Raw genomic sequence first — 19,185 nt, forward strand, 5'->3', positions numbered from 1 at the left:
GGTACTACGGTGGAGCAAATTCCTCCCGGAATCCGTCGGCCGCATTGTGAAGGAACGACCGTGACCCTACAGCGACACTTCACCGCTTCCGTCTGCGTCTTCAATGACGAAGGCGCGATGCTGCTCGTCCACCACCGGAAACTCGACCTTTGGCTCTACCCAGGTGGCCACATCGATCCCAACGAGGCTCCGGACGAGGCCGCCAAACGCGAAGTGTTCGAGGAGACCGGAATCGAGGTGGAGATCATCGCGGAATCCCTTCCCTCCTACGCCAGCGTCACGGCCCTCATCCCGCCATGGCGCATCATCGAGGTAGCTACCGAAGACAAACACATTGGCCCTCACCATCACATCGACTTCGTGTACGTCGCCCGCGTTGCCCATCCGGGTGCCACGCGCGGCTCCGGACAATTCACCGTCGCCGAGGACGAAATCGTTGACTGCCGCTGGGTGCCAATCGACCGATTCGAGGACTACAAGACGCCCTCCGTGCTCCCCAAGCTCGCCGCCGATGCTGCAGATTGGGCCGACCGAGTCCAACGATCGAACCCAACCTTCAACCAATAGGTTTCGGATCAATATCGGCGCGGCGTTCCCATCGGATGCGCAAGCGGCGGAACCAGTGTAGGAGCGCGATTGTTTGCTCCACGACGTAGCGTGTGGCCCCGAGGCCGGACCCGTGCGGTGTGCCCCGGCGGGCGATCTGCGTGCCGATCCCTTTGGCGCGCAGCGCCCGCCGGTAGCAGTCGAAGTCGTAGCCGCGGTCGGCCTGGACGATCCTCGGTCGTTGCCGGAGCCGGCCGCGCTTGCCGCGGATGGGCGGGATCGCCTCGACCAAGGCCATCAACTCGGTGCAGTCGTTGCGATTGCCGCCGGTCAGGCTGGCAGCCAGGGGCACACCGGTCGCGTCGGTGATGACATGATGCTCGGAGCCGAACTTGCGGTATAGAGCACGAACAGGATGCCGCACAAGGCGTTTCGGTCGTCCAGGCGCTTGCGCCCGGGGTGTACCCGCAGGCCGCTCGTGGTCTGGCAGCAGCGGCTCGAAGACCCTTTCGTCGTAGTAGCCGACGATGACGCGCCCGTTGGTGGTGGCCCGGACGTCCTCGATGCCGTTGCCGAGCGCACCGGTCCGCAAGGTCGACCCGTCCGGGCCTATCGCCACAGCGTTGTGCTGGGGACCTTCAGTGGTGTATTCGTTGAGCGAGTCGGTCAGATCGTGACCGGCCCGGTCACGAAGGTGCTGCCGATCGGAGTGATCGTGCGCATCGAAGACCGCGAAGACGGCTTCGAAGGCATGGTGCTCAACGAGACCGTTAGCGACATGGTCGCTCGCATCAAGGACGGCTTCGAGCGTCAGGTGCTCGACGAGACCGACCACGGACCCCTCGCCGTCGGCGACGTGATCCCGGTGAGGATCGTTGAGGTGGACCCGTCACGGCGACACATTCGCCTTGCTCACGTGATCGGACCACATCGGCACCGAAGCTGGTAAACCCACCGACCACGCGAGCCCGCTAGAATCCCATCACTGAGCCGATCCCCTTGCGGCTCCGATAACGAGAGCCCCTCATGAGCCGCAGAACCCCGCACACCACCGAGAATCCCCTGCGCGATTCAATGCTGCCAGTCCGTGTGAACCGGTACAGAATGGTCGGGGCCGCGGTCGTCGCCTTCGGTGTTGCACTCGCGCTGGGCATGTTGATCCCGGCATTCGACCCCACGTATCTCAGCGGCTTCCTCCGAGGCGCCGTCGTGGGCGGGACAGCCGGTTACGGGTGCGTCGCCATCGCACGGATCGTGCGCGGCCATGTGCTTCTCTTCGACAAAGAGACCCGGCAAATCCAGAGCATCGGCCGAGCACGGGACTGGCTGACCTACCCCAGACCCGGATTCGACCGGATCGAATACTCGGACGTCGACGCCCGCATCTACGAAGTTCGAAAAGACGGCACCCACCGCCGCCTCCCCATCCGACGCTGGACCGCGAAGAGACAAGACGGGGACGTGCTTGTCGACATCCTGCGCGCCAACGATCCGAGCCGCGGCCGAGACGAATCTCGAGTCGTCTGAGACTGCTGCGCGCTTCTCGGTCCAGGGTGGGACTCCTGTACCTCTCGCACCGGCCGAGGTGCTTCTGGTCGATCAACCCCGCAGTGTCAAGAGCGCCACGGGCAAGCTGGCGCACTGCGACCGTGAGCGTCCGATTCGACACCTAGTACGTTCGCGAGCTCTGGCATTGCTCGGGAAGATTCCCGTGAGGCTGTCCCCCCTCGGCTCCCGGTCGGTGCCCTCATGTGTGAGGTCAACCGCACGCCCTACGTGCCATGTTTGGTGCCCTACCTGGGATTCGAACCCAGACTGTGCGGGTTTTGAGTCCGCTCTCTCTGCCAGTTGGAGTAGTAGGGCCGGTACCGGTGGTCTGGCCGGAAGCGATGCTACCCGCAGACCACTGGTGTCCCGGGAGGGTCTGGTGGCGGTCGTGGCCGGGGGAGGAGCGAGGTGTTCATGCCGGGATCGTTTCGGCGGTGAGCTCGTTGCCGTCCCGGTCGTAGGTCGCCTGGACGAGGAAACTCGGTGAAGAGTCGGATTCGGCCAGTTCAGGGGCGTACGGGTCTGTGACATGACCCGGGCAGGAGCTGAACCCATGCGCAACTTGACGGGCCGAAAGGCCGATCCAGCGATGTGGTCGGGGCGCTATCCAGGCCGTATTCAGGTAGCGGCCCTGGTCGGCTCGGGTCGCCTCCGGTGCGATCGCGCCGTGCGAGGCGTATGGGTTCGAATCCCTGCAGGCCTCAAATAGGCCTCGAGCAAGGGAACGAACCTGAACTGCCGGGCGGTCGGGACAGGTCTTGGTACTTTCATTCGTACAACCGTTTTGTTGCACCACCCGACGTGGTGCATCTGGGCCCCGAACAACGGCGTTCGGGGCCTTCATCAGCCCGACGCCAACGCGATCGCGCATCCAGTGGTCGCCCGACGCCACCAGGTTGGTCGACCGCGTCCCAGTCACCGCGGAGCTCCGTCGGCTCGGGGAACCCGGCGTGGTGGAACTGTTGATGCACGGCGTTAGCAATCTTGATATCCCCGACGACGTTCGATTCCGCTGCATGACCTTTCTTAAGCGAGATTGAAACCGTGACCGCCTCGCATGATCTGAAAACCATGGTGGGCAACTGAGTCAGGCTGGCATCGGTTTCGGCGTGCGGGGAGCGAGGAGACTTGGCCGTCGACGAACGTCAGCATCTCTTGGCCCTGCTCATCGAACCGCGGCATCGAGTCTTCGGCCCGGCTGGGCTGACACCGGTGGGTCGTCGGCGGGCCATCGCCCGACTCGGTGGCTTTCGCCGCCTCACCATCCGATGCGGACGTTACGGAGATTCACCTTGGGAGGGGGTGCAATCTCATACAGGTCCGAGGCGTGCGCAGACCTTCGGTATCCTGGAGTGACGCCTTCAACCGCATTGTGCGGCAACATCACCCGGAGTGCCTTGCATGGAAGTACGTATCTGCACCGATGGCGACCATGGCGACGAGTTGCGGATGCTCAACTCATGGCTCAGCAACGAACCGGAGCTTCGCGGCAGGGTGAAGTTGGAGCGAAGCGCGCCCGGAGCCACCGAACTCGGCGCGGTTGTCGAAGCAGTCATTGTCGCCCTGGGCGCTGGCGGCACCGGTTCCATCCTTGCTTCATCTCTGGTCACTTGGATCAAGTCCCGCCGCACCACTGTTCGCCTGAAAGTTCAAGTATCCAGCAAAACGGTTGAACTCGAGCTCGCAACGGTTGACGACGTTGGACCGGTCCTTAAGCAGGTCCTGGATGTCGTGACGGATGACTGAAGTCATGCCTCCGCCGGGGTCGCACGCGATCCTTGTCGGTGTCTCTGAGTACGAGTCCTCTGAGTTCCTCCCAATACCTGCCGCCTTCAATAGCCTCAAGGCGATGCGGGACATGCTCACTGACTCCAGTTTGTGTGGTTGGGGTTCCGACCAAGTCACTTTCATTCCAAACCCCCAGCGCGTTGATCATCTCGCCGTCCAGATCGCCAACATTGCCAAAAGGACCACCGGTGCACTGCTGGTCTACTTTGTCGGTCACGGCACTCTCACGGACCGAGGTGATCTGTGCCTGACCGTGACCACAACACAGCCTGAGTATCCGACCTACACAGGCTTGACTTGGGAAGGGCTCTCGAATGCACTCCTGCTCAGCCCGGCCCAAGTCCGCATCACGATTCTCGACTGCTGCTTCGCGGGCCAGGCGATCGAAGCACTCGTAACAGATGACGACAAAGGTCTAGCGGATCTGGCGCACATTCAAGGCGGCTATACCTTGGCGGCGACGGCTCCTAACAGGACCGCTCACGTACCCGTATTTGACCAGCAGGTAACGGCTTGCACTTCGTTCACCGGCGAGCTTCAAGAACTTCTGACTGCTGGCATCCAAGGTCGTCCGGAGATTCTCACCTTTGGTGACATCTACTCCCGGGACGGTTGGCGACGCGGGTCGCCCAGTACTCGATGTCGAAGGCGGCGTTCCCGGTGAGGGCGCGCTACATCATGATGCGGTTGTAGATCTCCAGGCAGCCGGTGGCGTGCTCGGACCAGGGGTGGTAAGTGGAGAGCTCTCGGGCGACCGCGGGGTCGTTGACGTCGCTCACGTCCCAGGTCCGCACCTGCGGCACCGTCGGGTTGAAGCGGATCTTGAACATGTAGCGACGGATGTCGGAGTCGTTGCGGCGGCCCACTATGACCCGAGCGTCAAGCAGCTCATCGCCCACCGCCACTTCCACGCGGCGATCTACCGCGCTTCGCATAACGATCTGCTCATCGCCACACTCGACGCCTTGTGGGACAAGGCCGACCGCTACCGCAGGCTCGGTCTGGAGATCCCGCACAGCAATACCGAACGAGAGCAGAAGGCCGCCGAACACACCGAGCTGATTGACTACATCGTTGCCGGGGATGTCGAAGGCGCGGCAGCAGTGATGCTGCGCCACATCAACACCAGCCTGGGAGCGAAGGCCGCCTCCCGACTCGGGGCAGGCCCGATCCCACGTCCGTAGTCCGGATTCCATGCCTTCAGGCGGGGTCCTTGCGACGGGAGGTCGCGCGGCTCTGCCGCCCCAATTGGCTAGTGTACGCACAGGTGATGGCTGCTGCGAGTGCGAGGAACGCGGCGAACAGGCGGCCGTGGTGCCTGCGGGCACCGTCACTGTGCTCCCAGGCCAGATTGCCACCGGCTACGACGTCGCCGAGTCGATCAGCGACTCCGGCGCCATCCTGGCCGGAAACGTCGGCGCCGGCCAGTCGGGAGGCTGGACGCTCCGCCGCGCCGCCACCTGGACCTGCGCCTGACCCGAGCCGGTGCCCCGCCGGTCGCGGTGGGGCACCACCGCCATCACCTGCCGAGTCGGCGGAGGTCGGCGGCCAGATCCGCTCGCCAGCACTGTCATGCGCTGAGGGTAGCGAGTCGCTGTGCCGTGTCGGTGCCGGCGATCGGTGCGAGCCACAGGAGGCGCTGGCTGCCGTCCTCGGTGAAGAGGTGGTGGCATTCGAGCTCGACGACGCCGATTGCGGGGTGCACGAAGCGTTTGCGGTCGAAGCGGCGCACCGCCACGTCCCGGGCCTGCCACAGGCGCGCGAACTCTTCGCTGCGGTCGAGCAGGTCGGCGATCATCTTCTCCGCTTCGGCGTCGCCGCCGGCGACGGCGCGTTTGGCGGCGGTCGCGCGGATGTCCGCGACGAACGACTGCGCGTGGCGCTCATGGTCTTCGGCCGGGTAGTGGGTGCGGGCGGACGGGTCGGTGAACCACCGGTAGACGATGCTGGTGGTGTGGCCGGGTTCGCCGACGGGGTCGAGTTCGCCGAGGAGTTCGGCGGCGAGGCGGTTCTGCGCGAGGGGCTGGTGGAGGTCGGTCATGATCCGGGCGGGAGTGCCGTCGAGGCGTTCGAGCAGGGCCAGGAGGGAGGGGTCGGTGGCGCGTGACGGCTCGCGGGTGGGCGGGGCCGGGTGCCCGGCGAGGTGGAAGAGGTGGTCGCGTTCGTCGCCGGTGAGCCGCAGGGCCCGAGCGAGCGCCAGGAGCATCTGCGTCGAGGGCTGGACGCCGCGGCCGCGTTCGAGCTCGATGTAGTAGTCGATGGAGGCGTTCGCGAGGAACGCGACCTCTTCGCGGCGCAGGCCGGGCACGCGGCGGCGCGGTCCGGCGGTCAGGCCGACGTCGGCGGGCCGGATCCGGTCGCGGCGCGAGTGCAGGAAGGCGGCGAGTTCAGTGGCGTCCACCCTCCCATCATCCACGCCGCGGCAGTTCCCGTGCGCGAACGGAGGGAGGGGTTGGCGACCCCGGGGTAAGCGCCACCATCGCTGACCTCGGCATTCGGGGTGACGATGGGTGCGACACCGAATGAGGGAGCGATCAATGAGCATCGACAATGGGATCCGCGTCGCGATCGTGGCCGGGGGGTCGCGCGGCATCGGCCGGGCGATCGTGCGGCGGCTGGCCGAGCAGGGGTACGCGGTCGTGGTGGGCTATGCCGGGAACGCCGATGAGGCGGCCGCCGCGGTGAAGGAGGCGACGGCCGCCGGAGCCGCGGCGTTCGCGTACCGGGCCGACGTGGCGGACGAGTCCGCTGTGGCGGGGATGTTCGCCGAGGCCGAGGCCCGCTTCGGCGGGGTCGACGTGGTCTTGAACCTGGCCGGGCGCCTGTACTTGGCGCCGGTGGCCGAAATGGACCTCGACGAGGTGGATGCGTTGCACCGCACCAATATTCGCGGTGCGTTCGTCGTCGCTCGCGAGGCTGCGCGCCGGGTGCGCCGGGGCGGTTCGATCACGCTGTTCTCGACCTCGGTGGTCGGGACCTACCACCTGACCTACGGGGCGTACGCCGCGAGCAAGGGCGCGGTCGAGGCGCTGTCGAAGACCCTGGCGCGGGAGATGCGCGGCCGCGACGTCAACGTCAACGCCATCGCGCCCGGCCCGACCGCCACCGAGCTGTTCTTCGAGGGGAAGAGCGACGAGGTGATCGACCAGCTCGCTCTCGCGAACCCGCTCGAGCGGATGGGGGAGCCGCGCGATATCGCCGAGCTCGCCGCGTTCCTCTCCTCGCCCGAGGGGCACTGGGTCAACGGCCAGGTCGTGCGCGCCAACGGCGGCATGATCTGAACGAAGCAGGCTTGCCGACGTGGTCAGGCGAATTCGTCTGGCAAGGCAATAGAGGGGCACTGGAAGGCCGCAGACGTGGATTTCCTGAGCCAGGGCGACAAGCACATTGCCCGCACGAGCCCTGCGCGGCTTCCGGTTGGGGAAGCCGCGCCCTCTCTGTGCCTTGTCGCCAGGCCGCGTCGCGGATGAAGACAGGATTGAGATGGCGAACCCGCAGAAGCCCTCGGGCGCAAGGGATTCGATCGAAGCGGCAAGTTCGTCCACACGGCCGGTCGCCTCGCTGAAACAGGTGGAACAAGTTCGACTTCGGTTACCGAAGCAGCAGGTCTTCGAATACCAGCCGCGCCGAACGCACCCAGTCGAGGGTGGCGGTGGTCAGTACGCTGATGGGCATCTGGTCGAAGTGCGAGATCGCCCCCTCACGGGCTATCCCCACGTCATCGCGGCCGAGGTAGTGGCGAAGATAAGCGTTCGGATCCGGTACCGCTGCGCTGCTCGGGTCGAGCAGTTCGGGTTCACCGGTGTCCTCCAGATAGCGGGATCGCAGGTGCAGCAGACCCGGCATCCTGCGGAAGCGGCGGGTGTTCTTTCCCGAGCCGAACTTGCCTTGAGCATCGCGCACCGCGAAGAGACGGTCGCCCAGCAGCCCTCTTGACTCGACCTCGGCCAACGGAAGCGATTCCGGTGGACTTGACGGATACCGCCAGATCCGCTCGAGGACACCCGCCTCGATCCTCATCCGATCGAGACTACAAGGACGGGACCGAGCCTGATCTCGATGCGGATCCGGTGGCCCGCCGCGGCCGCCTCGCCCGCGGTGTCTACTCCGGACTGCATAGTCGACGGCGAGGACGCCGCAGCAGTAATGCTGCGCCACATCACACCAGCCTGGGAGCGAAAGACGCCTCCCGACTCGGGGCAGGCCCGATCCCGCGTCCGTGGCCTGGATTCCACGCCTTCAGGCGGGGTCCTTGCGGCGGGAGGTCGCGGCGATGGCGGTCGATTCGCGGGGGGCCAGTTCGCAGTCGACGATGGTGATCCCGGGTCCGGCCCGGCCGGTCTCGATCGCCTCGGCCATTCGGGCGGCAGCAGTCACGCCTCCTGCAGTTTGAGATCCACACTGGTCAGCTGCGGCTCGTCGGCCTCGGCCATCACCGTCCAGTTGTCGAAGCCGACGACCCCGACGTCGTCGGGCACCGAGACGCCCAGCGCCGCCAGCGCGGAGACCGCGCCGCGGGCGATGGTGTCGTTGCCGCACATGAGCCCGTCGAAGGCGATTCCGGCGTGGACGAGCTGCGTGGCGGCCTGGCGGCCCCAATGCTCGGTCCAGAGGCCGTGGAGGGGTTCGGCGGCGAGTCGGAGCCCGTGCTCAGCGAGGACTTCACGGGCGGCGGCGGTCTTGATCCGGGCGGCCTCCTCGCGGCGCGGCCCGAGGATGCATGCGATCAAGGTGCGCCCGGTGGAGACCAGGTGGCGGACCGCCATGGCCGATGCCGTCGACCCGGCGCCGCAGCAGGGAGTCGACGAAGTGCCGCTCGCGGATGGGATCGCCCCTCACGGCGCACAGGAGTACGGCGATGTCGTGCTCGGCGAACGTCTCCATGACACCGAGCAGGACCGGCGAGGTCCGCCTGCGGGTGAACGCCTCTGAGGCCAGCAGGCCGACTGTGAGGTTCCGGTCCGCGTCCGAGCGCTTTGAAACGTACGGCGACCGGAGGCCGAGTTCGCGCGCCGCGCGGAGGATGCGCTCGCGGGTGTCGGGGTGGACCGCTCCCTGGCCGGACAGGGCCTTGGACACCGTGTTTGACCCCCTGGTCACAGGCTGCTTAGGATTCGCACATGGAAATTTCTGGAAGCGCATTCCAAATCCGTCCTTAGTCGCGATCGACTGCCGCTGAACCGCAGCGCGACCCGCGATCGACCCGAGGAGGTGCCCGTTCACATGCGCGAAACAGGTTCCTCGACTGCCGTCGCGGTCGAAGACGCCACCCCCTCACGTGAGCACTGGGCGGTGCGCCTCTACGAAGCGTGATCGACCGTCTCGCTCATGCTGCGGCTCAACGCCCTTTGGTGGCTCTTCACCCTCGCCGGCGGCGTGCTCCTCGGCGCGGCCCCCGCGACCGTGGCCGCCGCCGAGTGCGTCCGCGAAGACCTCCACGGCCGTCGTCTCCACCACCCCTCCCACACGTTCGCCCGTGCCTGGCGCCGCGACCTGCGCGGCGCCAACCTGACACTGCTTCCACACCTGGCCGTCCTGGCCGTCCTCACCTGGAACTACCTCGCCTACTCGGCAGCCAGACCCGACGCCTCGGCACAGCGGCTGGTCACCCTGGCCGCACTCCTGGTGGTCCTCGCCGTCGGCTGCTGGCTCCCGGGCCTGTACGTCCATCACGAGATCCTGCGCCGCCGGTTCCTTCTGACCGGCCTGCGGTTCGCGTTGGCGAACCCCGTCCCGACGGGGCTGCACCTGTTCGTGCTCGCCGCCCTCGGCTACGCCTCGTCCCGGCTCGCATTGCTGCCCTTCGTGTTCGCGGTCGGCGCCTGGTGCTACCTCGGCACCAGGGTCGCAGTCCGCTGCTTCGCCCAGAACGAGGCTTGGCTCGCCTCGCAGTCCGCCTGACCCATCCCCCGTCCCACGGGCGTCAACGGGACGCGACCACGCGTCCGGAAACGGAGTCCGACATGACCGCCCATCCCCTGAACTCGCCGAGGCTCGGCCGCCGCCTGTTCGTCGCCGGGTCGCTCTCCGCCTCCGGCCTCGGCCTCGCCTGCTGCGGCGGCGAAGAGGACCCCGACGATGCGTAACGCAGTCGGGATCTGGAACGACTTCATGTCGCCGCTGCTGTACATCTCGGACCCCGACATGTGGACGCTCCAGATGTTCGTCAGGCAGGTCACGGTCTCCACCGACATGGCCAGCACCGTGGGCCAGCTTGACCCCGAATACGTGCCGCCCGAACAGGGCGTCAAGCTCGCCACCGTCGTCATCGCGACGATCCCGATCCTCCTCGTCTACCCCGGCTGGCCGCACGAGACCGAGCAGATCGACGGCACCCTCAACCCGACCGACTGGTGGCCGCTCCTCGGCACCAACGATGCCGCCCAATGGGGCCTGGCGGCGATCCAGAATCTCGCCCTGATCGGCGATCACGTCCCCGACATTTGAGCAGCGGCGGGTCGGGCGGGGCTTGGCCCGTCCGACCCGGCACTGGGTGAACCACAACGACACTGCCGATTTCTACGTCAGCGACGGCGCCTCCGTGCGTCGCGTGAACATCACCATCCGCCTCTGAGACGTGGCCTTCCGGGTGTCGGTCAGCGGTTGAATGCCTTGATGATCGTTGCTCCGGCGCGGGCGAAGACGGGGAGGCGCTCGAGCGGTGCGGCAGTGTCGATCAGTTGTCCCCCTGCATGGGTTGCGCCGGTTGCGACATCGACCCAGTCGGATGCTGCGGGAAGGTAGACCTGGCGTTCGCGCCTTCCAGGTTCGGTTATCGGGCAGATGACCAGATCGGGACCGAACAGGTACTGGTCGGTGATGTCCCAAGCGGGCTCGTCGTCGGGATGGTCGAAGAAGAGCGGGCGCATCGGCGGCGTCCCGGTCATGTGGGCGGTCTCGCCCAGTTCGCTGATATAGCTGCGGAGGCGCTCGCGCAGGCGGATGTGGTCGGCCATGATGGCGTACGCCTGCGCGCCATAGGACCAGGGCTCGTTCGGGCCGCTGTTCATGTGGGCGCTGAAGGGGCGGTTGGGAACCCGGTCTCCGTGGAGGCGCATGACGGGCATGAAGGTGCCGTATTGGAACCAGCGGATCATCAGTTCGCGGTAGGCCGGATCGGCGGGGTCGCCGCCCTGGAAGCCGCCGATATCGCTGTGCCACCACGGGATGCCGCTCATCGCGGTGTTGAGGCCGGCTGGAATCTGGCGGCGCAGCGAGTCCCAGGTCGCCGGAATGTCGCCCGACCAGAGCGCCGCCCCGTGGCGTTGGGATCCGGCCCAAGCCGAGCGGATGAGGAGCAGGGGGCGGTCTTCTCCTGCGGCGCGCAGCCCCTCGGCGACGCCGGTGATGTGGTCGCGGCCGTAGAGGTTGCCGACCTGGGCCGCCGGGCCGGAGTGGTATTCGGCGCGGTTCGCGGCCTCGTTCCATGAGGGCGCGGTGCCGAAGTCCGGTTCGCACGCGTCGAGCCACAGGGCGCGGACGCCCTGGTCCCAGTAGTGCTCCTTGAGTTCGCGCCAGAGGATGCGGCGAGCCTCAGGGTCGGTGGCGTCGTAGTAGGCCTGTTGGATGAAGTCGGGGCGCTGGTCGGGGTTGCGGGTGGGCCATTGGAAGGTCAGATGCCCGCCGTTGCGGTCGCGGACGAGATGGCCGCCGGAGGCGAGCTCGGCGTAGTTCTCCGAAAGCGGGGAGACCGTTGGCCAGATCGAGACCGCCAGTTCGGTGCCCAGATCGCGAAGTTCGGCGGTCATGGCCGTCACGCCGGGCCATTCGGACTCCTCGAAGCGCCAGTCGCCCATGTGGGGCCAGTGCATGAAATCGGCGACGATGACGGCCAGCGGCAGGTCCCGGCGGGCGAATTCGCGGGCGACCGCGAGGATCTCTTCTTGGGAGGCGTAGCGCAGGCGCGACTGCCAGAAGCCGGTGGCCCAATCCGGGACGAGTGGGGGCCTGCCGGTCGCGGCGGTGTAGGTGTCCAGTGCCTCGGCGGGGCTTCCGGCGGTGACCCAGTAGTCGATCTGGTGGGCCGCGTCGGCGACCCAGCGGGTGACGTCGCCGCCGAGTTCGACCCGGCCGACGGCCGGGTTGTTCCACAGGAACCCGTATCCGGTCGAGGAGTACAGGAACGGAATCGCAGCGACGGTGTTGCCCTGGACGAGGTCGATGACGAGGCCGGATTGGTCGAGTCGGCCGTGGAGGTGCTGTCCGAGCCCATAGCGCCGCTCGCCTTCGGCGGTGGCGAAGTGGGCCTCGAGGCGTGTGGTGCCGTCGCCGTTCGGGTGGTGGACGCGGGGTCCGGAGTGCCAGGTGTAGGGCCGGTGCTCGGCGAGCAGCACGTTGCCTGTGGCGCTCTCCAGGAAGGTGAGGCGGCCGAAGACGTCGAGTTCGACCGTGAGGCGGCCGTTGACGATCCGTGCCGAGCCGTCGGGGAAGACCTCGGTTTCGGCGCCGGGACCGACCGACTCGAGGATGAGTGCTCCGGGGAGGTCGGTGCGGATGCCGGAGGCGTTCGCCTGCACGCGCACCGCGTGCTCACCCCAGGCGGTGACGCGCAGCGTCTCGGCGTCGGTCGTCCGCTGGAACCCGGACACGCAGTGCGTGGTTCGGGCGGGGACGGGGGTGGCGTCGGGCGCGGAGCCGGCGACGTTGGCTGCCATTGGGTACCTGTCTTGTCGAGATTTGGGTGAACGTCGGTCCGGAGGTGCTGTGCCTCCGGACCGGGGTGTCAGCTGATGTGCACTTCGGTGAAGACCGCGGTCTCCGCGGTGGAGGCGACGCCGGCATGCACGACCGCGACCATCGGGACGGTCACCGAGGCGACGGTCTCCCAGTCGGCACCATCGGCGCTGACTGCGGCCGTGACCGTGGTGCCTTCGCGCTGCAGGGACACGTACGGCCGGTCGGCGGCGCTCGGGAGCTCGACGTCCTCGACAGCCGGGCTGCGGGTGGGACCGTACTCGCCGCCGGGCACGCCCGGCCGGGAGGTGCCGATGTCGCTGCGGGTGTCGAGGCTGCGGGTGCGCAGTTCGAGCTGCCCGTCCTCACCTGTTCCCAGATAGACGTAGCGGGCACGACCGGCGGTGGCGTCACGCAGCATGACGCCGCTCGCTGTCCCGTCGAGCCGGGCCGTGACGCGACTTTCGGGGCCGGTGAGCTGCGTTGCGGCATAGAGCGAGTCGGACCCATAGCGTCGCTGGATGACCGCGTCGTCGCCGCCGGCGAAGCCCGAGGCCGCGACGTCGGTGAGGGTGACCATCGCTCCACGGCGTGCGGCAGATCCCTCGGCGTCGCCGATCGGGCAGTCGAGCCAGGTGCCGCCCAGACCCGCGGTGGCGGGCGTCGCGCCCTCCACTGCAATCGGGGTCGAGGCCGGTCCGGTTGCGCCGCCGCCGATCGCGATCACGCGATAGTGGACGGTGCCGCCGCGGGGCGCTTCAGTGTCGATGAACGCGGTGCCGGTGACGTCCTCGGCAACGGTCTCCCAATCCCCGTCGCGGCGCATTTTACGTTCGACGGTGTAGGCCTCCGCGCCGCGGGCGCGGCTCCAGGACAGCCCGGTCTCCCCCGCCCCGGGGGTTGCGACGACGAGGTCCACCCTGCCCGGGCCGGTCGGCTCTTCCAGGGACGAGTCGAGCTTCAGCACCACGGCGGTGAAGGGCCGCAACGTGATCCGGCCGCTTTCGATCTGCAGGTCCTTCCCGGAGACCAGGTCGCGGACGGTGCCGGAGGCCGGGACGGCGACGTCGTGGCCGGCGGCGTTGCCGTGGGAGTCGCGCGTGGTGTTGACCGCGATGAAGTACTCGCCGTACCGGGCCCAGATGAGGTCGGGATAGCCCGAGAGGGGCGTGTCGGTCTGCCAGTTGTCGCGGTCGAGCACGCCCAGGCCGGGCTGGTGGGTGATCGGGAGGATCTCGCCGACCAGTGCCCGGTCGGGGGGCGACGGGGTGAAGCGGTCGTAGAACATCGCCAGTTCCGTGGCGTCGGCCCTGATCGTGTAGTCCTGATAGGAGAAGACGCCCGCGGTCGCGATCTGCCCGGTGTGGTCGTAGCCGTCCCGGATGGCGTGGACGCGGCCGTTCCCGGCGAAGCCCCGGTTCAGGTAGTTCAGGTGCACGAAGAGGGACGTGCCGGCGTCACGGGCCGAGACCAGCAGGTTGTCGATGTCGACGAAGGCGAACTGGGACCCGGATCCGCGGTCGACGCCGATGGAGGCGAGCTCCTCGTCGGTGTAGCGGTCGAAGTCGGTGTGGGGGAGCATGACTCCGGCGCCGACCCGCCCGAACCGGTCGTAGGAGGCGCGCCCAGAGGTCACGTACTCCCAGGTCACGGCGAACCGCAGGTCGTAGCGGTGCTGGTTGAGGACCGCGTTGAAGTCGTTGAAGTACTGGTTGTCGAGCAGCTGCTGCTGCATCGCGCCGACCGCCGCCGCGGCATAGGACCAGTACGGGTCCCACTCGTCCCCGGCGTAATCGGCCTCGTGCTCGGCCATGTGGTGCTCCAGCGAGGCCCACAGCATCCCGCGGCCGCTGGGGCGGTCGGGGCCGTAGGCGACGCGGCCGGGGTACTGGATGTTGCGGCTGTCGACCATCTGCTGCATGAACATGATCCGGTTGCCGGCCGCATCGGTGCCCTGATAGCGGGTGTAGGACCGGGAGTGGAGGTTGCGAAGCGCGGTCTTGAGGATCTCGGCGTTCAACTCCTCGTCGCCCTCGTGCCCGAGCGTGCGGAAGAACCACGAGGGCAGGTAGTTCTGCGTCTCGCCGTAGTTGCCTACATAGGCATTCTCGCGGGCGAGGGCGTCGCGGGTGAGGTTGGTGTAGGCGTCACCGTAGGGGCGAACCCGCACGATCGAGCCGTCCTCGTCGAGCGCGGACTTGGCCAGGCCCTTCATGACCACCTGGACGAAGTCGTCGGTGAACACCGCGTTCCGGTCGTGCTGGAACAGGGAGTGGGTCAGGTCCAGGGCCTCGCCGTCCGGCCCCACGAGGACTTCTTCGCCCAGCCACGGTTTGGTGCCGAGGAGGCACTCGCGGACGATGTCGTTGCTGCGGGCCTTGCCTTCATAGAAGTCCGAGCCGATGACGCGGAGGCCTTCGTGGGCCTTCCAAGCGCCCTCATAGGTGTACATGACCTGGTTGGTGATGTAGGACTGCCGGGTACGGGCGAAGTCGAAGTTCGCTTTGAGGACGCGTTCCCAGGCACCGAAGCGGGTGAGCGCACCGCCGTCCCACCCCGCCGAGGCCAGGGAGGCGTCCCCGGCTTCGGTCCCTGTGTCGAAGGGCTCGGCCAGGAACGCTTCGAACGCGGCCCGGCCCAGGACCGCGTCGTCGGCGATCAGGTTCTCGACGATGTACAGGGCCTCTCCGAGCGCGGCATAGTAACCGCCCCAGTCCGACTGGTGGCCGCCGTTCCCGATCTTGGTGACGTTCCCGTAGTACTCGGTGGTGTAGTGGTCGATCGAGGCGAAGATGCGCTCGAGTGCGGCGCGCTGGTCTGCGGCCGTGGCGAGCGGCGTCCACGCGGCGTCGATGCCCTCCGCGTAGAAGCGAAGATTGTCGGTGTAGCGGTTGATCGACATGGGCGTGCCGGCGTCGGCCGCGGTGCCCAGGGAGTTGAAGAGCGCGAGCTGCCTGGCCTCGTAGGAGGCCACCTGCGCTCGGATCTGCTCCTGGCTCCTGGGCGCGGCGACCTGCGTCGTCGTCTCGTAGCCGGTGCCGTCCTCTTCGGAGGCGAAGACGGCAGCGGAGGTGTGGGTGTAGACGGCATAGAAGCGGCGCGAGTCCGCGGCAGCGGGGGCGACCAGTCCTGCGTTGTAGGTGCGCAGGGCGACCTCGACTTCGGACTTGCCCTGGGTGGTCTGCAACGGCAGCAGCGCCGTCTCGAACACGAACCGTCCGGGCAGGCCCGCCCCGTATCCCATGTTGACCGGATCGAAGTCGCCGTTCATGAGGTTTCCGGTGAGCTGCCCGTCGACCCAGACCGCCGTCTTGAAACCGGAAGCGTCCGAGCCGGAGACCTTGAGGGTGAGGTAGTTCTGGGCGGCGGGATCCACGGCCATGGTGAACACGAGGTCGCCGAGGAAGACCTCGGCCGGGGAGAGCGCCTTGGCGACTCGGGCGGACTGTCCGTGCTCGGCGTCGACGACCGCGGAGGCGGGGGAGGAGAACGCATGGGCGGCTTCCGAGTCGGCCTCGCCGAGGCGGATCTCGTCGAGGAGGCCGGACGGCTCGGCCGTGACCGGGTGGGCCGGGCTGCGCTGCACCTCGGCTGCGCTCGCTTCCTCGGGGCCGAACGCGGCGAGCGCCGACGGAGCGGCCGCCCCGGCGAGCCCGGCCGCGACCAGCGTCCGCCGCCGCACCCCGCCGATCCCCGTGTCCCCGTTCAGAAAGCGATTTCTATTTCCCGTCGATTGAAACGGCGTGTACACTCCCGATACCTCCTTGTATGGCTCGCGATCCCCTAAGTAACCGCTTGCTTCGAGCAGTTTGGCTCAGAGCCGCATGCAAGGTCAATCATCGAAAGTTTCGAATGCCTGCTCACCGATCGGGATCGGGCCGGCTCGACCGATCGAAGGAGCCGCATTGACCTCGCAAGCGCGCCCCAAGGCCAAACTCGCGTCCATAGCGCGGGAAGTCGGCGTCTCGTCGGCGACGGTCTCGAAGGTCCTCAACGGGCACGCCGACGTCGCCGCCGACACCCGCGCCCGGGTCCGCTCCGCGCTCGAACGCCACGCCTATCCGATCCCCGCGTTCCCGATGAAAGGCGTGAGGCAGCACGGCGCACTGGTCGACGTGGTGATCCACGAACTCGACTCCGCATGGGCCGGGACGCTGCTGGGGGAGATCGAGCGGGCCGCAGTGCGCCACGAGCGCAACTTGGTGGTGAGTACCGTCGAAACCGTCCGCAACCGTCACGTCCCCCCGCGGCGGTGGCTCAACCAGATCGCCGCGCGCGGCACGTGCGGCGTCCTGGGAGTTCTCGCGGATTTCACCGGCACGCAGCTCGACTACATGCGGGACGAGGGCATCCCTTGCATAGTGATCGACCCCCGCAGCGAACCCGGGCCCGGCATGGCCGCGGTGCGGCTGAACCACCGCGACGCCCAGTACCGCCTCACCGAACACCTGCTCTCCCTCGGCCACACCAGGATCGCGATGGTCAGCGGCAACCCGTACTCGCTGCCCTCCAGAGAGCGCCAAGCGGGTTTCGAATCCGCCATGGCCGACGCCGGCCTGCCAGTCCCTGCCGAGTGGACCTGCGAGGGCGGATTCAACCAGCGCCAGGCGAGGGCGGCATTGGCCGCGCTCATGGCGCTGCCCGAACCGCCCACGGCCGTTGCGTTCGCCTCCGACAAGGCCGCACTCGCCGCATTGGCCGAGGCGCGACGATTGGGGATCAAAGTCCCCGAGGACCTGTCGATCACCGGCTTCGATGACATTCCCGACGCCGAGAACGCCATGATTCCCCTGACCACCGTGCGCCAACCGGTGGCAGCGGCAGTCGACACGGCGATGCGCTATCTCGTGGGACCGCCGAACCCCGGCGTCCGGTTCGTGTGCGAGTCCGAGGTCATCCCCCGGGAGAGCACCGCACCACCGAATCCCGGAAGGTGACTCCCAGCGACGGCGGTCTGGTGTCGAACATCGGGGAGTGCGATCCGCCTTCGTCAGCCAGGGGAGTACACCGACCGAGGTCTCGGTCAGGTTCGCAGTGTGGGCAATCCGGCTGCGGTCGCTGCCAAGAGGCGCTTCACGGTTCGCGTGAACTGCGGTCGGGCGGCGGCGAGGTCGGGGTGCTGCTTGTAGACCTCGATGAGCGTCGGTGACGGGTGGGCGGCGGGGTAGGCGAGGCGGACGATCCCGATCGCGGCCACCACCAGTTCGAAACCTTCGCCGTCGGTCAGCGGCGGGCGCGCTCGGGCCACTGCCGCCCCGAGTTCGCCGATGACCTCCACCATGATGCGTTTGTAGTCGTAGGCCGCGGCCACGGATGCGTTGTGCTCCAGGCTGATCGAGTCATGGCTGAGTAGATCGCAGAACAGCGGGCGCGCCTCGAGCGTTTCGGCGAGGGTGTCGACGGCGTCGTCGCCGGCATCGAGCCGCTCGACAACCGCGTCGCGCCATTCGCGCCAGCCTTCACCGGCGAGTTCGAGGTAGATCTCCTCGCGGGTGCCGAAGTAGCGGACGACGTTTGATTTCGCGAGCCCCACGGCCGCCGCGACGCCGCCGAGGCTGACGTTGTTGACCCCGGATTCGGCGGCGAGTCGTCGGGCAGCGGCGAGGATCGCCTCTCGGCGCTGCTGCTTCTGCTCCGGCCTCCTGGCCCGTACGAACTCCGACATCGTGTCGCCATCCTAGCGTCCGGTTTAACAGAATGCCATCCTCTTGTTTAAAGAACAGTGTTCTGTTAATGTCTGGTCCGTACCGGAGCAAATCGGGACCGATCCCGCACCGGTACGACCATCGACCACTTCGAATTCCAGAGGAGCGATCTGCCGTGAAGCTGCTCGTCCTAGGCGCCACCGGCCCCACCGGCCGCCACTTCGTCGACCTGGCAGTCCGCTCGGGCGACTCGGTCACCGCCTTCGTACGCGACCCCGGCGCCCTCGCCGAGCTCGGCGGGCAAGTCGCTCTCGCGAAGGGCGACGCCAAGTCGCAGCGCGATGTCGCCGCCGCCGCGGCCGGGCACGACGCGATCGTCTCCGCCCTCGGCCGGAGCACCTCCATGCAGGCCGACGAACTGTTCACGCGAGCGTCGTCGGCCCTCATCGGCGCGGCTGAGGAGACGGGTGTCTCCCGCCTGGTGTGGCTTTCGTCGTTCGGCGTCGGCGCCACCTACGAGGTGTCCAGTGCGACGCAGAAGCTGATCTACCGCACCCTGCTGCGGGCGCTCTACGCGGACAAGGCCATCGCCGACGAACGCATCCGCTCCAGCGGCCTGGACTGGACCGTCGTCTACCCCACCCGGCTGACCGATGGCCCCGCCATGGGGCGCTTCCATGCGGGCGATCACCTGCCGATGCGCGGCAACCCGACGATCAGCCGCGCCGACGTGGCCGCCTTTATGCACCGAGAGGTGCACGGCGGTACCTGGATCCATCGCAGCCCGGTGATCACCGACCCGTCGTTATTCGTCCTACTTGTCGGTAATAGAGAGATTTATCGTGATATATGTCATGGCGAATTGACATTCATTACCGCCTTGCTTGAATCTTCTATTACTTCGAGACGTCCGCTCGTGTAGGGGCGAGCGGACCGGGCGCGGCCGCGGTTGGGTCGGTCGCGCCCACCTTGATTCCCGCGCGAT

General features: G+C 67.5%; 21 protein-coding genes, 1 tRNA gene and 3 pseudogenes. 15 read left to right on the plus strand and 10 right to left on the minus strand.

Going from position 1 to position 19,185, the window contains the following annotated elements; genetic code table 11:
• Positions 1 to 567, plus strand: a 567-nt coding sequence (locus tag O1R50_RS22760) for an NUDIX hydrolase (RefSeq protein WP_270112540.1), incomplete at its 5' end; no start/stop codon positions are given.
• Here the strand turns inward: O1R50_RS22760 and O1R50_RS22765 are convergent.
• Positions 557 to 934: pseudogene (locus O1R50_RS22765) on the minus strand (transposase); the annotation flags it as partial. The gene O1R50_RS22760 and the pseudogene O1R50_RS22765 sit on opposite strands and share 11 nt — an antisense overlap.
• Before the next feature lie 27 nt (positions 935 to 961).
• Here O1R50_RS22765 and O1R50_RS26540 point away from each other — a divergent pair.
• Positions 962 to 1,495, plus strand: a complete 534-nt coding sequence (locus O1R50_RS26540; RefSeq protein ID WP_408612795.1) for a S1 RNA-binding domain-containing protein — start codon at positions 962 to 964, stop codon at positions 1,493 to 1,495.
• A 77-nt stretch (positions 1,496 to 1,572) separates the two neighbouring features.
• Complete coding sequence (locus O1R50_RS22770) at positions 1,573 to 2,073, plus strand: hypothetical protein (protein WP_270112541.1); 501 nt, start codon at positions 1,573 to 1,575, stop codon at positions 2,071 to 2,073.
• 259 nt (positions 2,074 to 2,332) lie between these two features.
• On the opposite strand, the gene O1R50_RS22775 is transcribed toward O1R50_RS22770, so the two are convergent.
• Positions 2,333 to 2,409 (minus strand) — tRNA-Leu (locus tag O1R50_RS22775).
• Positions 2,410 to 3,495: 1,086 nt separating this feature from the next.
• Between O1R50_RS22775 and O1R50_RS22780 the strand changes: the two genes are divergently transcribed.
• Positions 3,496 to 3,840, plus strand: a complete 345-nt coding sequence (locus O1R50_RS22780) for an effector-associated constant component EACC1 (RefSeq protein WP_270112542.1) — start codon at positions 3,496 to 3,498, stop codon at positions 3,838 to 3,840.
• 4 nt (positions 3,841 to 3,844) lie between these two features.
• A complete protein-coding gene (locus O1R50_RS22785) occupies positions 3,845 to 4,546 on the plus strand; it encodes a caspase, EACC1-associated type (RefSeq protein WP_270112622.1) in 702 nt (233 codons plus the stop codon).
• On the opposite strand, the pseudogene O1R50_RS22790 reads toward O1R50_RS22785, so the two are convergent.
• Positions 4,464 to 4,745 (minus strand): annotated as a pseudogene (locus tag O1R50_RS22790) (phytanoyl-CoA dioxygenase family protein); the annotation flags it as partial. The gene O1R50_RS22785 and the pseudogene O1R50_RS22790 overlap by 83 nt on opposite strands.
• A gap of 54 nt (positions 4,746 to 4,799) precedes the next feature.
• On the opposite strand from O1R50_RS22790, the gene O1R50_RS22795 reads away from it, so the two are divergent.
• A complete protein-coding gene (locus O1R50_RS22795) occupies positions 4,800 to 5,066 on the plus strand; it encodes an FCD domain-containing protein (RefSeq protein WP_333490277.1) in 267 nt (88 codons plus the stop codon).
• A gap of 130 nt (positions 5,067 to 5,196) precedes the next feature.
• Positions 5,197 to 5,358, plus strand: coding sequence for a hypothetical protein (locus tag O1R50_RS22800; protein WP_270112543.1), 162 nt, complete (start codon positions 5,197 to 5,199; stop codon positions 5,356 to 5,358).
• Between the two features lie 94 nt (positions 5,359 to 5,452).
• Here O1R50_RS22800 and O1R50_RS22805 read toward each other — a convergent pair whose 3' ends face one another.
• Positions 5,453 to 6,283 (minus strand): MmyB family transcriptional regulator, encoded by an 831-nt coding sequence (locus O1R50_RS22805; RefSeq protein ID WP_270112544.1) that lies wholly within the window; start codon positions 6,281 to 6,283, stop codon positions 5,453 to 5,455.
• Positions 6,284 to 6,419: 136 nt separating this feature from the next.
• Here O1R50_RS22805 and O1R50_RS22810 point away from each other — a divergent pair, with 136 nt between their 5' ends.
• Positions 6,420 to 7,163, plus strand: coding sequence for an SDR family oxidoreductase (locus tag O1R50_RS22810; RefSeq protein ID WP_270112545.1), 744 nt, complete (start codon positions 6,420 to 6,422; stop codon positions 7,161 to 7,163).
• 310 nt (positions 7,164 to 7,473) lie between these two features.
• Here O1R50_RS22810 and O1R50_RS22815 read toward each other — a convergent pair whose 3' ends face one another.
• The 3 genes from O1R50_RS22815 to O1R50_RS22825 all read right to left on the minus strand — a co-directional run bounded on the left by O1R50_RS22815 (position 7,474) and on the right by O1R50_RS22825 (position 8,648).
• The gene (locus tag O1R50_RS22815; RefSeq protein ID WP_270112547.1) at positions 7,474 to 7,902 is read right to left on the minus strand and encodes an MOSC N-terminal beta barrel domain-containing protein; all 429 of its coding nucleotides are present in this window, start codon (positions 7,900 to 7,902) and stop codon (positions 7,474 to 7,476) included.
• Between the two features lie 219 nt (positions 7,903 to 8,121).
• Entirely contained in the window at positions 8,122 to 8,259 is a 138-nt protein-coding gene (locus tag O1R50_RS22820; protein WP_270112549.1) for a hypothetical protein, read from the minus strand.
• Entirely contained in the window at positions 8,256 to 8,648 is a 393-nt protein-coding gene (locus O1R50_RS22825; protein ID WP_270112551.1) for a substrate-binding domain-containing protein, read from the minus strand. Before O1R50_RS22825 ends, O1R50_RS22820 begins: the two co-directional genes overlap by 4 nt.
• Between O1R50_RS22825 and O1R50_RS22830 the strand changes: the two genes are divergently transcribed.
• From O1R50_RS22830 to O1R50_RS26550, 5 genes and pseudogenes are all read left to right on the plus strand, one after another.
• On the plus strand, positions 8,647 to 8,814 hold the full coding sequence (locus O1R50_RS22830; protein ID WP_270112552.1) for a hypothetical protein: 168 nt from the start codon (positions 8,647 to 8,649) through the stop codon (positions 8,812 to 8,814). The genes O1R50_RS22825 and O1R50_RS22830 overlap by 2 nt on opposite strands.
• Before the next feature lie 396 nt (positions 8,815 to 9,210).
• A complete protein-coding gene (locus tag O1R50_RS22835) occupies positions 9,211 to 9,783 on the plus strand; it encodes a DUF624 domain-containing protein (protein ID WP_270112553.1) in 573 nt (190 codons plus the stop codon).
• A 62-nt stretch (positions 9,784 to 9,845) separates the two neighbouring features.
• Positions 9,846 to 9,968: a hypothetical protein gene (locus tag O1R50_RS22840; RefSeq protein WP_270112555.1), complete on the plus strand. Its 123-nt coding sequence runs from the start codon at positions 9,846 to 9,848 to the stop codon at positions 9,966 to 9,968.
• 1 nt (position 9,969) lies between these two features.
• A pseudogene (locus O1R50_RS26545) lies at positions 9,970 to 10,182 on the plus strand (ABC transporter permease); the annotation flags it as partial.
• Positions 10,165 to 10,329 carry an exo-rhamnogalacturonan lyase family protein gene (locus tag O1R50_RS26550; protein ID WP_408612797.1) on the plus strand — a complete coding sequence of 55 codons (165 nt, stop codon included), beginning with the start codon at positions 10,165 to 10,167 and terminating at the stop codon, positions 10,327 to 10,329. The pseudogene O1R50_RS26545 and the gene O1R50_RS26550, both read left to right, overlap by 18 nt.
• Positions 10,330 to 10,478: 149 nt before the next feature.
• Here the strand turns inward: O1R50_RS26550 and O1R50_RS22850 are convergent, their stop codons facing one another.
• Positions 10,479 to 12,536 (minus strand): glycoside hydrolase family 31 protein, encoded by a 2,058-nt coding sequence (locus O1R50_RS22850; RefSeq protein WP_270112557.1) that lies wholly within the window; start codon positions 12,534 to 12,536, stop codon positions 10,479 to 10,481.
• A gap of 68 nt (positions 12,537 to 12,604) precedes the next feature.
• A complete protein-coding gene (locus O1R50_RS22855) occupies positions 12,605 to 16,237 on the minus strand; it encodes a fibronectin type III domain-containing protein (RefSeq protein ID WP_270112558.1) in 3,633 nt (1,210 codons plus the stop codon).
• Between the two features lie 223 nt (positions 16,238 to 16,460).
• Here O1R50_RS22855 and O1R50_RS22860 point away from each other — a divergent pair, with 223 nt between their 5' ends.
• Entirely contained in the window at positions 16,461 to 17,492 is a 1,032-nt protein-coding gene (locus O1R50_RS22860; protein ID WP_270112560.1) for a LacI family DNA-binding transcriptional regulator, read from the plus strand.
• 86 nt (positions 17,493 to 17,578) lie between these two features.
• Here the strand turns inward: O1R50_RS22860 and O1R50_RS22865 are convergent, their stop codons facing one another.
• Positions 17,579 to 18,220 carry a TetR/AcrR family transcriptional regulator gene (locus O1R50_RS22865; protein WP_270112561.1) on the minus strand — a complete coding sequence of 214 codons (642 nt, stop codon included), beginning with the start codon at positions 18,218 to 18,220 and terminating at the stop codon, positions 17,579 to 17,581.
• Between the two features lie 155 nt (positions 18,221 to 18,375).
• Between O1R50_RS22865 and O1R50_RS22870 the strand changes: the two genes are divergently transcribed.
• Complete coding sequence (locus O1R50_RS22870) at positions 18,376 to 19,122, plus strand: NAD(P)-dependent oxidoreductase (protein ID WP_270112562.1); 747 nt, start codon at positions 18,376 to 18,378, stop codon at positions 19,120 to 19,122.
• Positions 19,123 to 19,185: the final 63 nt, after the last annotated feature.

Source organism: Glycomyces luteolus, from assembly GCF_027622875.1.
GTDB classification, from domain to species: Bacteria; Actinomycetota; Actinomycetes; order Mycobacteriales; family Micromonosporaceae; genus Glycomyces; species Glycomyces luteolus.

Excerpts from the sequence above, each read along its gene's own strand:
- O1R50_RS26540 (WP_408612795.1), top strand. The coding sequence starts at position 962 with ATGCCGCACAAGGCGTTTCGGTCGTCCAGGCGCTTGCGCCCGGGGTGT.
- O1R50_RS22770 (WP_270112541.1), top strand. The coding sequence starts at position 1,573 with ATGAGCCGCAGAACCCCGCACACCACCGAGAATCCCCTGCGCGATTCA.
- O1R50_RS22780 (WP_270112542.1), top strand. The coding sequence starts at position 3,496 with ATGGAAGTACGTATCTGCACCGATGGCGACCATGGCGACGAGTTGCGG.
- O1R50_RS22785 (WP_270112622.1), top strand. The coding sequence starts at position 3,845 with ATGCCTCCGCCGGGGTCGCACGCGATCCTTGTCGGTGTCTCTGAGTAC.
- O1R50_RS22810 (WP_270112545.1), top strand. The coding sequence starts at position 6,420 with ATGAGCATCGACAATGGGATCCGCGTCGCGATCGTGGCCGGGGGGTCG.
- O1R50_RS22815 (WP_270112547.1), bottom strand. The coding sequence starts at position 7,902 with ATGAGGATCGAGGCGGGTGTCCTCGAGCGGATCTGGCGGTATCCGTCA.
- O1R50_RS22830 (WP_270112552.1), top strand. The coding sequence starts at position 8,647 with ATGGCCGATGCCGTCGACCCGGCGCCGCAGCAGGGAGTCGACGAAGTG.
- O1R50_RS22825 (WP_270112551.1), bottom strand. The coding sequence starts at position 8,648 with ATGGCGGTCCGCCACCTGGTCTCCACCGGGCGCACCTTGATCGCATGC.
- O1R50_RS22835 (WP_270112553.1), top strand. The coding sequence starts at position 9,211 with ATGCTGCGGCTCAACGCCCTTTGGTGGCTCTTCACCCTCGCCGGCGGC.
- O1R50_RS22840 (WP_270112555.1), top strand. The coding sequence starts at position 9,846 with ATGACCGCCCATCCCCTGAACTCGCCGAGGCTCGGCCGCCGCCTGTTC.
- O1R50_RS22850 (WP_270112557.1), bottom strand. The coding sequence starts at position 12,536 with ATGGCAGCCAACGTCGCCGGCTCCGCGCCCGACGCCACCCCCGTCCCC.
- O1R50_RS22865 (WP_270112561.1), bottom strand. The coding sequence starts at position 18,220 with ATGTCGGAGTTCGTACGGGCCAGGAGGCCGGAGCAGAAGCAGCAGCGC.